The sequence below is a fragment of the Falsiroseomonas sp. E2-1-a20 genome (assembly GCF_051433195.1).
Classification (GTDB): Bacteria; Pseudomonadota; Alphaproteobacteria; order Acetobacterales; family Acetobacteraceae; genus Falsiroseomonas.
The window spans coordinates 376,795-389,295 of the sequence record NZ_JBHMFT010000003.1 but is presented as its reverse complement, the minus strand read 5'-3'; the positions used below and the strand labels follow the sequence as shown (position 1 = coordinate 389,295).

Sequence of the window (12,501 nt, the reverse complement as noted above, 5' to 3'; positions counted from 1 at the left end):
TCAGCGCTTCCCGCCGAGTTCGGCGGCAATCGCCGCCTCGATGTCGTCGGCCGAGAGGTCCTCCAGCCCGGCGCCATCGCCGATCTGCTCCTCGTTCACATCCATGACGCCGAAGATGTTCTCGTCCGTCGCGATGAGGTCCAGCACCTCCTCCTCGGCCGGCTCCGGCTCCGGCGCGCGCTGCAGCGACTTCACCAGGTCGGCCTGCAGCAGGTCCAGGTCGACGGTGCCCTCGGCGATCTCGCGGAGCGCCACGACCGGGTTCTTGTCGTTGTCACGCTCGACTGTCAGTTCCTCACCCCGGCTGACGTTGCGGGCGCGCTGCGCGGCATGCAGAACCAGCTCGAAGCGGTTGGGGACGCGGAGGATGCAGTCCTCGACTGTGACGCGGGCCATGGCGGCTCCAATCCCGATGCGCGGGGTGCGGATATGGAACCCGAGGCGCGAGGATCGCGCGCAGGACTCCCTTCCCCACCCCTATGATGAACCTTCCATGTAGCCATCCAGGCCGGATTCCGCAAGCACGCGAAAGCCTTCCAGCCCGACCGCCGCCAGCAGCCCGCCGACCGTACGCTTCAAGCCCGGATGCACCCAGCCCGGCGCCACATCCGCCAGCGGCGCCAGCACGAAGGCCCGCATATGCGCCCGTGGGTGCGGCAGCACGGGGTCCGGCGCATCCCGCACCAGCCCGTCCAGGTCGATCAGGTCCAGGTCCAGGGTCCGTGGCGCGTTGGGATAGGGCCGCACCCGTCCGAACCGCCCCTCCACCGCCTGCAACGCCGCCAGCAGCGTAGCCGGGTCCGGCGCCTGCCCTTCAAGCCGCGCCACGCCATTCACGTAGTCGGGCGAAGCCGGGTCGGCCGGCACCGGCGCCGTCGCGTACCAGCGGGACAGCGCCCGCAGCCGCAGCCCCGGCAGCGCATCCAGCGCGGCGGCGGCGGCACGGCAGGTGGCAAGCGCATCGCGCCCATCCGGCCCGGGGAGGTTGGCGCCGAGCGCGACAAGGATCATCCTGGCGCCATACCGCCACCTTCAGGATTGACCAAGCCTTGGACAGCCCGGGCCGTGACTGCCCCCTCTGCCCCCGCCTCGTCGCCTACCGGCTGGAGAACCGCGCCAAGTGGCCGGACTGGCACAACGGCCCCGTGCCCTGCTGGGGCCAGCGCGAGGCACGGCTGCTGGTCCTCGGCCTGGCGCCGGGGGTGAAGGGCGCGAACCGCACCGGGCGGCCCTTCACCGGCGACCATGCCGGCAAGCTGCTGTATGCGACGCTGTTGAAATACGGCCTGGCGACGGGCGCGTACGGGGAAGACCCGGCCGATGGCATGCGGCTGCGCGGCGTGCGCATCGCCAATGCGGTGCGCTGCGTGCCGCCCGAGAACCTGCCGACGCCGGCCGAGACCGCCACCTGCAACCGCTTCGTCATCGCCGAGCGCGAGGCCATGCCCAACCTGCGCATCGTGCTGGCCCTGGGGCTGGTGGCACACAATGCCTGGCTGAAAAGCCACCGCATTCCGGCGGCGCGCTTCCGCTTCGCGCATGGCGCCGTGCACGCCCTTCCGGATGGCACGCTGCTGGCCGACAGCTACCATGTCAGCCGCTACAACACGAACACCGGACGGCTCACGACCGAGATGTTCGAGGCGGTGGTCCAGGACATCGTCACCCGTCTGGAATGAGGCCCCGAGCCATGCCGGAGACCAGCCGCCTCGCGCGCCTCGCAACCGGCCAGGAGGTCTTCGGCCCCACGCTCGATGCGCTGCTGCGCGAGCTTGCGCCGCGCCTCGACCAAGGGACGCGGGTGATGGTGGAGGCCTGGCCGATGCAGCCCGATGGCACGCCGAAGGACGGCGAGGCGCTGTTCGACCGGCTGATGACGCTGCGCGGGAGGCTCGGGCCGGCGCCGCTGCCACCCGGGCGGAAACCTAGTTCGCCCGGGCGGGCGCTGGTCGGCTTTCTGCTGGGCGCCGCCATGGCGCTGCCCCTGGGCTTCCTGGTCGCCTTCATCCTGTTGGAATTTCTGCTGTCGCCAGAACTGGTTCCGTCGATACCCGGGTTGTGGGTGCTGGTCGCGGTCATCGCCCTGGCCGGGGCGGCCGGCGGCGCGCGGCACGGTGCGCGGCCGACCCGGTTGGGTCATGCCGCGATGCGTGGCATCGGCGGCTTCCTCGGCGGCGCCATCCTCGGCGCGCTGACCAGCCTGTTCGTGGCGGCGGGGCTTGGGGCGGTGCTGGATGTCTCGCAGCGCGAGGGCGCTTTCGCGATGGGCGTGGTCTTCGCCATCATGCCGCTCGGCGGGTTGATCGGCGGCCTCGGGTTGGCGTTGTGGATGGCGCGGCGTGCCTGGCGGGGCTGGGACCAGCCGGTCCCCGCCCCGCCCTGAACCTCAGCGCAGGCCGAGGAAGCTCAGGATGGCGATGACGATGACTACGGCGCCGACGATGTAGACGATGCTGTTCATGACTGTCCCTCTCTCACGACAGCCCCCCAACGAAGTGGCGTCATGAAAGTTGCAGACTCGCCTGCATTGACCCGCGTCAGGCCCGTACGGGTCAGGCCAATGCGCGCCCGGCCAGCGCCGCCTCCACCGCGCCCACCAGGGTCGGGCTGTCGGGCGCCGTCCCGGTGGTGAAGGACCGCACGGCAATGCCGTCCCGCGTCACAAGGAACTTGTGGAAGTTCCAGCGTGGTGGCCCGCCGGCCCGCGCCGCGAGCCAGGCGAAAAGCGGATGCGCGCGCGGCCCGCGCACCGAAGTCAGCCCGGCCATGGGGAAGGTGATGCCATAGACCGTCTCGCAGAACTCCCGGATCCTGGCCTCGTCGGTGCTTTCCTGGCGGAAATCGTTGGAGGGTACGCCCAGCACCGTCAGGCCCTGCGGCTCGAACCGGTCATGCAGGCGTTGCAGCGCCTCGTATTGCGGGGTGAAGCCGCAGAAGCTGGCGGTGTTCACCACCAGCAGCGCCCGGCCGCGGAAATCGGACAGCGCGAGCGGGCCGCCTTCCAGCGACTCCAGCCGGAAATCGAAGGCCGTGCCGCCCGGTGCGGCCGCCATCAGCATCGGCGTGGCCAGCAGGGCGCGGCGGGAGACATCAGCCATAGCGTTCCTCCATCCAGGGATCGCCGCGGTTGTGGTAGCCGCGCACCTCCCAGAAGCCCGGCCGGTCCTCCCGCAGCAATTCGATGCGGGTCAGCCATTTCGGGCTTTTCCAGAAATACAGATGCGGCACCACCAGCCGCACCGGGCCGCCATGCTTCCGCTCCAGCGGCGCGCCGGCCCAGGCATGGGCGAACAGGTTGTCCGGCCGGGCGAAATCCTCGATCGCCAGGTTGGTGGTGTAGCCGTCGTAGCTGGTCAGGCTGACGAAGCGCGCCTCGTCCTTCGGCCGGGCGAGCGCCAGAAGCTCCGGCACCGGCACACCCTCCCAGAGGTTGTCGTAGCGCGACCATTGGGTGACGCAGTGGATGTCGTTGGTCCGCGTCGCCTGCCGCAAGTCCAGGAATTCGTCGAGCGTCAGCCGCAGCGGGGCGGCAACCAGGCCTTCCACCCGCAGCCGGTACTTCTCCGGCGCCACGTCCGGCTGCACGCCGAGGTCCAGCACCGGGAAATCCGTTACCAGTCGCTGGCCGGGCGGCATGCGCGTGGCGGCGGGGTCGGCGGTGGTGCCGGTCAGCAGGCGGCCATCGCGGGCCCAGCCCTGCTTGGCCTCCACCAGCCTGTCCCGAATCTGGCCGCTGAGCGGGACGTCGTCATCCTCGGCCATCGCCGCCTCCTGCTGGAGGATAGGTGAAGTTGGCTTTGCCGGATGCAAGGGTCGGCTCATGGAGTACGGCTGGTAAAGCCCTGCTGGCGCAGGAACGCCTCCACCATCGGCCCCCAGACCGCGCTGCCGCCGGCGCCGAAGAACAGCGCGTGGCCATCGGTGCCGAAGGCCGGCAGCGCCCGCAGTTCCGCCCGCCCGCCCGAGGCCGTGAAGGCGCGGTGCATCCCGGCCGCCAGCTCCGGGCCGAAGAAGCTGTCATTGGCGGTGTACAGCCACAGCGTCGGCAGGATGGCGGACCGGCCATATTCGCCGGCCGCCGCCACCAGCCGGCCGGGCGCGCAGACCTGCCCTGGCACACCGCCGGCCCAGCCGCCGCGGCCGCCCGCCATGTTGACCACAGCGGCGACGCCCGCGGGCCGGTCCGCCGCCAGCGCCAGCGCGCCCCAACCGCCGGCCGATTGCCCGACGACGACGACCCCGCCCGGCCGGATGCCCGGCAGGCGCAGCGCGTGCAGGATGGCCGCCTCGATATCCAGGGCCGATTCGCGCCCGGCGCGGGCATAGTCCGGGCTGTCGCAGGCGCCAAAACCTTCCGCCCAGCGCCCGCCCGCCGCGCCATAGCCGCGCCGCAGCGGCAGCAGCACCGCGAAGCCGCGCGCGGTGAACCATTGCACCGCCTCCGCCGCGCAGGCCACGGGCCGCATGCCAGGCCGCGCGGCGGCCCGTGCCGGCGAGCCATGGTTGATGACGGCCAGTGGGACGGGTCCTGCCACGGTTGGACGGCAGAGCCGCGCGGAGATGGACTGGCCGGTACCTGGCACCGGGATCTCGAGCAGTCCCGGCTCCGCGACAGGCGCTGGCGCCACATCCGACCGCACCGCCGGCGCCACGCAGCCCGCCAGCCACAACAGCCCGATCAACCAACCGGCACGCATCGCGACGCCCCCGCTCAACCCTCGCGGAAGGTCGCAGAGCCGGAGCCTGGCGGCTAGCCGCGGTCCCGCATCAGCCGGGCCTTGTCGCGCGACCAGTCGCGCTCCGCGATCGCCGCGCGCTTGTCGTGCTTCTTCTTGCCCTCGCCGACGCCGAGCAGGATCTTCGCCACGCCGCGCTCATTGAAGTGGATATCGAGCGGCACCAGCGAAATGCCGTCCCGCGCGATGCTGGCGGCCAGGTTCTGCACCTGCTTGCGGTGCAGCAGCAGCTTGCGCGGGCGGCGCGGCTCGAACTTCGCGACATGGCTGCCGGCCTGCCATTCCGGGATGTAGCAGTTGAACAGCCACATCTCCCCGTCGCGCTCGCCGGCCCAGGCCTCCGTCAGCGTGGCGCGGCCGGCCCGCAGCGACTTTACCTCCGGCCCCACCAGCATCACGCCGGCCTCGATCTCCTCGCCGATCTTGTAGTCGTAGCGGGCCTTGCGATTCTGCGCGGCGATGCCGTGGCTGATCAGGCCCTTCTTGCGGGGTTCCGCCATCTCAGTTCAGCAACCCCGCCCCTGTCATCGCCGCGCGCACCCGGCTGCGGGAGGCCTCCGCGATCGGCGCCATCGGCAGGCGGCAATGCGCCGTGCCATGCCCAAGCAGGCTGGCCGCATACTTCACCGGGCCGGGCGAGGTTTCGCAGAACATCGCGTCATGCACCGCCAGCAGCCGCGCCTGGATCGCCAGCGCATCGCCGATGCGGCCCTCGGCCCAGGCATCGTGCATCTCCCGGCACAGCCGGGGCGCGATGTTGGCGGTGACGCTGATGCAGCCGTGGCCGCCGGCGGCGAGGAAGGCGAGCGCGGTGTGGTCCTCCCCGGACAGCTGGCAGAAATCCGGGCCGCAGGCGGCGGTGGTGTGCTGCGGGCGGGTCAGGTTCGCGGTCGCGTCCTTCACGCCGACGATGTTCGGATGCTTGGCCAGCCGCGCCATCGTCTCGACCGACATGTCCACCACGCTGCGCGGCGGGATGTTGTAGATGATGATGGGCAGGTCGACCGCATCCGCGATCGCCATGAAGTGCAGGTACAGGCCTTCCTGGGTCGGCTTGTTGTAGTAGGGCGTCACCACCAACGCGGCATCGGCCCCGGCCGCCTTGGCGTGGCGCGTCAGATCCACCGCCTCCGCCGTGCTGTTCGACCCGGTGCCGGCAATCACCGGGACGCGGCCCGCCGCGGCCTCGATGCACAAATCCACCACCTTGTGGTGTTCGGCGTGACTCAGCGTCGGGCTCTCGCCGGTGGTGCCGACGGGGATGAGGCCCTGGGTGCCTTCGGCGATCTGCCACTGCACGAAGTCCGAAAAGCCCTTGGCGTCCAGGGACCCATCGGCTTGCATGGGCGTGACCAGCGCCACGAGCGATCCCTTGAACATGTTCTTCTGCCAATCCGGTGGTTTGCAAGGACCGGGGAAGCTAGTCGCCCGTCCCCCGCGCGACAAGGGCGCGAGGTTTTGGCCATCCTGCGCTAGGATCACCTGATGCGCCCTGCCCTCACCCTGCTGCTCCTCGCCGCCCTCGCAAACCCGGCTCTCGCCCAGCCCTGGGCGCCGGAGCCCAGCCGCGCCGCCGGCCGGCAGGCGCTGGAGGCGTTGCGCCAATCCCGATTCGAGGAGGCGGTGGCGCTGGCCCGCGCCGCCGACCCCGCCGTCCGCAAGCTGGTGGACTGGACCAGGCTGCAGAACCGGACCAGCGGCGCCGGCGCGGCGGAACTGGCCGCCTGGGTGGAGGCGAATCCGGACTGGCCGCTGCCCAACACCCTGGCGCTGCGCGCCGAGGAAGCGCTGGCGGGCGACCGCGACGACGCGCTGGCGCTGCGCCACTTCGCCCGCAACCCGGCGCGCAGCCTGGCCGGCGCACAACGGCATGGCGATGCCCTGACCCGCGCCGGCCAGCCCGCCCAGGCCACGGCCGCGCTGCGCCTCGGCTGGCAGGATGCCGCCGGCGACAGCTTTGCGGAGCAGGACTTCCTGGCCCGCAACGCGGCGCTGCTGACGCCGGACGACCATTGGCGGCGCGCCGACCGGCAATTCTGGGACGGGGCCACCGGCGCCGCGGCGCGCCTGCTGCCGCTGCTGGATTCGCCCCGCCGCGCCATCCTGGACGCCCGCCTGGCCGCTCGCGGCGGCCGCAACGATTCGGCGCTCGACCAGGTGCGTGACATCGGCGTGGCGCATGAGCGTGCCCGGCTGCTGCGCCGCGCCGACCGGGATGCGGAGGCCGCCGCCATCTGGACCGCCGCGGCGCCCTGGCAGGCGGACATCCCGCCGGAGGCCGCCAAGGCGATCTGGACCGAACGCCAGGTGCTGTCCCGCAAGCTGCTGCGCCTCGGCGACCCGGCCGCCGCCTACCGCATCGCGGCGAACCACGGCCAGGCGGAGGCCAGCCTGGAACGGCAGGAGGCCGAGTTCCTCGCCGGCTTCATCGCACTGCGCCGCCTGGGCGAGCCGGCCCAGGCGCGCACCCATTTCGCCCTGGTCGGCGAGGGCAGCCGCAGCGTCATCACCCGCGCGCGCAGCGCCTATTGGGAAGGCGCCGCGCTGGCGAATATGGGCCGCGCGGCGGAGGCGCAGGCGAAGTGGCGGGACGCGGCGACGATGCCCGTCACCTTCTACGGCCAATTGGCCAGCCTCGCGCTCGGCGAGAGCCCCGCCCAGCTTTCGGCGCGCATCTCCGGCCTGCCCTCGCCGGCCCCGGCGCAGGAGGTCGGCGTGCAGTTCCTCGGGCGGGACATGGTGCGGGCGGCAATCACGCTGGCCGATCTCGGGCAGTCGGACCGTGCGCGCACCTTCCTGTTGCGGCTGGAGGAATTGTCGCCGGATGCGGCGGATCGCTGGCTGATCGCGCGCCTCGGGGTCGCCATCGGCCGGCCGGACCATGCGGTGTGGATCGCGCGGCGGGCCGGGGCGGATGGCGTGATGCTGCTGGAGGATGGCTGGCCCACCCCCTACGCGGCACCCAGCGACGGCGCCGAGCCGGCGCTGGTCTATGCGATCACCCGGCAGGAGAGCAATTTCGACCTTTCGGCGGTGTCCTCCGCCAATGCGCGCGGGCCCATGCAGTTGCTGCCGGCCACGGCGGCCTCCGTCGCGCGGCGGCTCGGCGTGCCGCACAGCACGGCGATGCTGACGACCGATGCCGCGCACAACCTCCGGCTCGGCAGTGCCTTCATCGACCAGATGCTCGCCCGGTTCGGCGGCGCCATGCCGCTGGCCGCCGCCGCCTACAATGCCGGGCCGGGGCGCGTGGACCAGTGGCTGTCCACCTATGGCGACCCGCGCACGCCGGACGGGCCGCATATCCTGGACTGGATCGAGCAGATCCCGTTCTCCGAAACCCGCAACTATGTCCAGCGCGTGATCGAGAATGTCGTGGTCTACCGCGCCCGCAACCCGGCCACCGGCGACCTGCCGCACCCGCTTTCCGCGCTGATGGCAGGCCGCCAGTGAGCAGCCGGCGGGTTTCCTTCACCGCGCGCGACGGGCTGATGCTGTCGGCGCTGGACCATCCGGGGCCGGAGGGCCGCACCCCCATCCTCTGCCTGCCCGGCCTGACCCGCACGGCGGAGGATTTCGACGCGCTGGCGGAGCGTCATGAGGGCCGCCGCCGCATCCTCGCGCTGGACCATGCCGGCCACGGCGAGAGCGGCCGCGCCGCGTCCCCCGCGCGCTACGGCATCGAGCACAGCCTGCGCGACGTGCTGGATGCGATGGCCGCGCTGCATGGCCACCGGGCGGTGATCGTCGGCACCAGCTTCGGCGGCATCCTCGCCATGATCCTCGGCATCCTGCGCCCGACCGCGATTGCCGGCGTGGTGCTGAACGATGTCGGGCCGGTGCTGGAGCCGGTGGCGCTGGACCACGTGCAGAACTTCGTCGCGCGCGACCCGGCCCTGCCGAGCCTGGATGCCGCTGTGGACCACCTCAAGCAGACCCTGCCGCCGATGGTGATGGATCCCGAGGCCTGGCGCCGCTTCACCGCCGGCACCTACCGCCCCGGCCCGGACGGGGCCTGGCATCCGCGCTGGGACATCCGCATCGCCGAGGCGATGCGCGGCGACGGCAAGCTGCCCGACCTCTGGCCCGCCTTCGGCGCCCTGGCCCATGCCCCGCTGCTGCTGCTGCGCGGTGCGCTGTCCGAACTGCTGTCGGAGGACACGGCGGAGCGCATGCAGGAAGCCCGGCCCGACATGCGGTTCGTCGAGATCGCCGCGACCGGCCATTGCCCGACGCTGGAGGAACCGGCCTCGGTCGCGGCGCTCGATACCTTCCTCGACCGCATCGCATGACGCCGGCCCTGCTGGTCGCGACCCTCGGCGGCGTCGGCCGGCTGCGGCCGGGCCCCGGCACCTGGGGCTCCGCGCTGATCCTCCCCGCCGCCTGGCTCGGCCCCCTCGCCTGCCTGGTGCTGGCGATGGTCTTCGCCGTGGCCGGCTGGTGGGCGGCGCGGGAGGTGCTGGACGATGAGACGGAGGACCCCGGCTGGTTCGTCGCCGACGAGGCGGCCGGCATGGCGCTGACGCTGGCCGCCCTGCCCGCCGCCACCCTGCCCGGCGTCCTGCTGGCCTTCGCGCTGTTCCGGCTGCTGGATATCGCCAAGCCCTGGCCGGTGTCCTGGGCGGACCGCCAGCCCGGCGCCTTCGGCGTGATGCTGGACGATGTGATCGCGGGCGCCCTCGCCGCTATCGCCCTGCTGGCGTTCCATGCGCTGCTGCCCGGAGTGATCGCGTGATGCTGCAAGCCAAGATCCTGGACGATGCGCAGGCGCTGCTGGCGGAACTCCAGGCGCGGGGCCTCACCCTCGCCACGGCGGAATCCTGCACCGGCGGGCTGATCGCCGCGGCGCTGACCGCCATCCCCGGCTCCTCCGCCACCGTGCTGGCGGGCTACGTCACCTACTCCAACGCGGCCAAGACCCGCATGGTCGGCGTGCCCGCCGCGATGATCGAGGCCTTCGGCGCCGTCAGCGAACCCGTCGCCCGCCGCATGGCGGAAGGTGCGCTGGTGGATGCCCAGGCGCATCTCGCGGTGTCCTGCACCGGCGTCGCCGGCCCCGGTGGCGGCAGCGCGGAGAAACCGGTGGGGCTGGTGCACCTGGCCTGCGCCAGCACCGGCGGCGCCACGCTCGCCGAGCACCACGTCTTCCCCGGCGACCGCACCGCGATCCGCGCCGCCACCGTCTCCGCGGCCTTCCAGTTGATCCGCCGCGCCCTGCCAACGGAGCCTTCCGCATGAGCCTGACCGACCAGCTTCTGTCCGCCATCGACGCCGACCACGACGCCGCCGTGGGCCGCCTGGTGGAGTGGCTGCGCATCCCCTCGATCAGCGCCCAGCCCGATCACGCCGCCGATTGCGTCCGCGCCGCCGAGTGGATCCGCGACCAGCTCATCGACATCGGCTTCACGGCCAGCCTGCGGCAGACGCCGAAGCACCCGGTGGTGGTGGCGCATCATCCGGGTCCGGCTGGAACCTCCCGCCACCTGCTGTACTACGGCCATTACGACGTGCAGCCGCCGGACCCGCTGGAGCTGTGGACCAGCCCGCCCTTCGAGCCCGTCATCGTCGACGGCCCGCATGGCAAGCGCGTGGTCGCGCGCGGCGCGGTGGACGACAAGGGCCAGGTGCTGATGTGGATCGAGGCGATGCGCGCCTGTCACGCCATCGCCGGCGGCCCACCCTGCGCCATCACCGCAGTGATCGAGGGCGAGGAAGAAATCGGCTCCCCCAACCTGGCGCCCTTCATGGCCGCCAACGTGGCGGAGCTGCGCGCGGACGTCGCCATCATCAGCGACACCGGCATGTGGGACATCGACACGCCGGCGCTGTCCACCCGCCTGCGCGGCATGTGCTTCGTGCAGCTCGACATCAAGGCGGCGAGCCGGGACCTGCATTCCGGCATGTATGGCGGCAGCGCGCTGAACCCGAACAACCTGATCACCAGGATCCTGGGCGACCTGCACGACGCGCAGGGCCGGGTGCAGCTGCCGGGCTTCTACGACGGCGTGCCGGAGCTTTCGCCGGACCTGCGGGCGCAGTGGCAGGCGCTGGGCTTCTCCGAGCATGATTTCCTCGGCAACATCGGCCTGTCGGTGCCGGTCGGCGAGAAGGATCGCGGCGCGCTGGAACGGCTGTGGGCGCGGCCGACCGCCGACATCAACGGCATCTGGGGTGGCTATACCGGCGCCGGCAGCAAGACGGTGATCCCGAGCGAGGCGCACGCCAAGATCACCTTCCGGCTCGTCCCAGGCCAGCACCACGACAAGGTTTTTTCGGCGTTCCAGGAGTTCGTCCGGGCCCGGCTTCCGGCGGATGCCACCGCGACCTTCCAGGGCGGCGGTGCCAGCCCGGGAATTGAAGTGCCGGCGGACAGCGCATTCGTGAAGGCGGCGCAGGCGGCGCTGGCCGATGAATACGGCAAGCCCGCCGCCATGATCGGCTGCGGCGGGTCCATCCCCATCGTGTCCTCGATGAAGGACGTGCTGGGGCTGGACAGCGTGCTGATGGGCTTCGGGCTGGAGGACGACCAGGTGCACAGCCCGAACGAGAAGTTCGACATGCGCTGCTTCCACCAGGGCACCCGCAGCCATGCGCGGCTGCTGGCGAAGCTGGCGTAGATGGGCCACCCACGGCAGGCGCCAAGCCTGCCGTGGGCGCCGCGCCGGCTCAGCCCCGTGCCAGCGCCGCGCGGATGACGGACAGCGCCTCCTCGATCATCGGCGCCGTGACATCGAGATGCGTGCAGGCGCGCAGCCTGCCGCCGAGCATGGAAAGCTGCACCCCCTCCATCCGTGCCCGCCGCATGACATCCGCAGCCGCCACGCCGGTGCCGGCCACCGTGAAGAACACCAGGTTCGTATCCGGGTCCTGCACCTCGACACCCTCCATCTGCGCCAGGCCGCGCGCGAGGGCCTTGGCGTTGGCGTGATCCTCCGCCAGCCGGTCGACATGGTGGTCGAGCGAGTACAGGCAGCCGGCCGCGCACACCCCCGCCTGCCGCATCGCACCGCCCAGCCGCTGCTTCCAGCGCCAGGCCTCGTCGATGAACTCGGAAGATCCGCACAGCACCGCGCCGAGCGGCGCGCCGAGGCCCTTGGTGAAGTCCAGCCAGACGCTGTCCCAGCCCGCCACCATGTCCGCGGGCGCGACGCCGGCCGCAACGCAGGCATTCATCAGCCGCGCGCCGTCCAGGTGGGTGGACAGCCCGGCGCCGTGGGCGATGCCCGCGATCTCATCCAGCGTCGACTTGGCCCAGACGGCGCCGCCGCCGGTATTCGCGGTCTGCTCCACCTCCACCAGCCGCTGCGTCGGCGTGTGGCGGGACTTGCCGCGCAGCGCGCCGCGCAGGTCGTCCGGCGTGTACATGCCGCGCGGCCCCTTCAGCGGATAGATCTGCACGCTGCCGAGCGCGGCGTGGGCGCCGCCCTCGCTGGTCAGGATATGCGCCGTCTCATGCGCGATGATCTCCTCGCCGGGGCGGCAATGCACCAGCGTGGCGGCGACGTTGCACATGGTGCCGGTCGGCATGAACACCGCCGCCTGCTTGCCCATCAGCGCCGCCATGCGGTCGCACAGCGCATGCACGGTGGGGTCGTCGCCATGCTGCTCGTCGCCGACCTCGGCCCGCATCATCGCATCCAGCATGGCGGGCGTCGGCTTCGTCTGCGTGTCCGAGTACAGGTTGACGCGAACGGGCGGCGCGCCTTCGGGCGGGCGTTCGGGGGCATGGACCATGAGGCGCTCCGGCAATGTGCTGGCGCGCATC

15 protein-coding genes are annotated in these 12,501 nt (G+C 72.0%); 7 read left to right on the top strand and 8 right to left on the bottom strand.

Annotation, left to right across the window (positions count from 1 at the left end; translation table 11 throughout):
- Together rpoZ and folK are read right to left on the bottom strand one after the other, a co-directional pair.
- Entirely contained in the window at positions 1–396 is a 396-nt protein-coding gene (gene rpoZ / locus ACFHPP_RS06405) for a DNA-directed RNA polymerase subunit omega (protein ID WP_437162428.1), read from the bottom strand.
- An 81-nt stretch (positions 397–477) separates the two neighbouring features.
- Positions 478–1,011 (bottom strand): 2-amino-4-hydroxy-6-hydroxymethyldihydropteridine diphosphokinase, encoded by a 534-nt coding sequence (folK, locus tag ACFHPP_RS06400; RefSeq protein WP_437162427.1) that lies wholly within the window; start codon positions 1,009–1,011, stop codon positions 478–480.
- Positions 1,012–1,049: 38 nt separating this feature from the next.
- Here folK and ACFHPP_RS06395 point away from each other — a divergent pair, with 38 nt between their 5' ends.
- Positions 1,050–1,679, top strand: coding sequence for a uracil-DNA glycosylase (locus ACFHPP_RS06395; RefSeq protein WP_437162426.1), 630 nt, complete (start codon positions 1,050–1,052; stop codon positions 1,677–1,679).
- Between the two features lie 11 nt (positions 1,680–1,690).
- Positions 1,691–2,383 (top strand): hypothetical protein, encoded by a 693-nt coding sequence (locus ACFHPP_RS06390; protein WP_437162425.1) that lies wholly within the window; start codon positions 1,691–1,693, stop codon positions 2,381–2,383.
- 169 nt (positions 2,384–2,552) lie between these two features.
- Here the strand turns inward: ACFHPP_RS06390 and ACFHPP_RS06385 are convergent, their stop codons facing one another.
- From ACFHPP_RS06385 to dapA, 5 genes are read right to left on the bottom strand one after another with little or no spacing between them, the layout of a single operon-like run.
- Positions 2,553–3,053, bottom strand: coding sequence for a glutathione peroxidase (locus ACFHPP_RS06385; RefSeq protein WP_437162449.1), 501 nt, complete (start codon positions 3,051–3,053; stop codon positions 2,553–2,555).
- A 37-nt stretch (positions 3,054–3,090) separates the two neighbouring features.
- Entirely contained in the window at positions 3,091–3,762 is a 672-nt protein-coding gene (locus tag ACFHPP_RS06380) for a sulfite oxidase-like oxidoreductase (protein ID WP_437162424.1), read from the bottom strand.
- Positions 3,763–3,818: 56 nt separating this feature from the next.
- Positions 3,819–4,697 (bottom strand): alpha/beta hydrolase family protein, encoded by an 879-nt coding sequence (locus tag ACFHPP_RS06375; RefSeq protein ID WP_437162423.1) that lies wholly within the window; start codon positions 4,695–4,697, stop codon positions 3,819–3,821.
- A gap of 53 nt (positions 4,698–4,750) precedes the next feature.
- Positions 4,751–5,236 carry an SsrA-binding protein SmpB gene (smpB, locus tag ACFHPP_RS06370; RefSeq protein ID WP_437162422.1) on the bottom strand — a complete coding sequence of 162 codons (486 nt, stop codon included), beginning with the start codon at positions 5,234–5,236 and terminating at the stop codon, positions 4,751–4,753.
- 1 nt (position 5,237) lies between these two features.
- A complete protein-coding gene (gene dapA / locus ACFHPP_RS06365; RefSeq protein WP_437162421.1) occupies positions 5,238–6,116 on the bottom strand; it encodes a 4-hydroxy-tetrahydrodipicolinate synthase in 879 nt (292 codons plus the stop codon).
- 105 nt (positions 6,117–6,221) lie between these two features.
- Between dapA and ACFHPP_RS06360 the strand changes: the two genes are divergently transcribed.
- Genes ACFHPP_RS06360 through ACFHPP_RS06340 form a run of 5 tightly spaced genes read left to right on the top strand, consistent with a single transcriptional unit; the run spans position 6,222 to position 11,353 of the window.
- Positions 6,222–8,189, top strand: coding sequence for a transglycosylase SLT domain-containing protein (locus ACFHPP_RS06360; RefSeq protein ID WP_437162420.1), 1,968 nt, complete (start codon positions 6,222–6,224; stop codon positions 8,187–8,189).
- Complete coding sequence (locus ACFHPP_RS06355) at positions 8,186–9,028, top strand: alpha/beta fold hydrolase (RefSeq protein ID WP_437162419.1); 843 nt, start codon at positions 8,186–8,188, stop codon at positions 9,026–9,028. Before ACFHPP_RS06360 ends, ACFHPP_RS06355 begins: the two co-directional genes overlap by 4 nt.
- Positions 9,025–9,471 (top strand): phosphatidylglycerophosphatase A family protein, encoded by a 447-nt coding sequence (locus tag ACFHPP_RS06350; RefSeq protein WP_437162418.1) that lies wholly within the window; start codon positions 9,025–9,027, stop codon positions 9,469–9,471. Before ACFHPP_RS06355 ends, ACFHPP_RS06350 begins: the two co-directional genes overlap by 4 nt.
- Positions 9,471–9,974, top strand: coding sequence for a CinA family protein (locus tag ACFHPP_RS06345; RefSeq protein ID WP_437162417.1), 504 nt, complete (start codon positions 9,471–9,473; stop codon positions 9,972–9,974). The genes ACFHPP_RS06350 and ACFHPP_RS06345 overlap by 1 nt, the downstream gene beginning before the upstream one ends.
- Positions 9,971–11,353, top strand: coding sequence for a dipeptidase (locus tag ACFHPP_RS06340; protein ID WP_437162416.1), 1,383 nt, complete (start codon positions 9,971–9,973; stop codon positions 11,351–11,353). The genes ACFHPP_RS06345 and ACFHPP_RS06340 overlap by 4 nt, the downstream gene beginning before the upstream one ends.
- 49 nt (positions 11,354–11,402) lie before the next feature.
- Here ACFHPP_RS06340 and ACFHPP_RS06335 read toward each other — a convergent pair whose 3' ends face one another.
- The gene (locus tag ACFHPP_RS06335; protein ID WP_437162415.1) at positions 11,403–12,470 is read right to left on the bottom strand and encodes a threonine aldolase family protein; all 1,068 of its coding nucleotides are present in this window, start codon (positions 12,468–12,470) and stop codon (positions 11,403–11,405) included.
- Between the last annotated feature and the right edge of the window lie 31 nt (positions 12,471–12,501).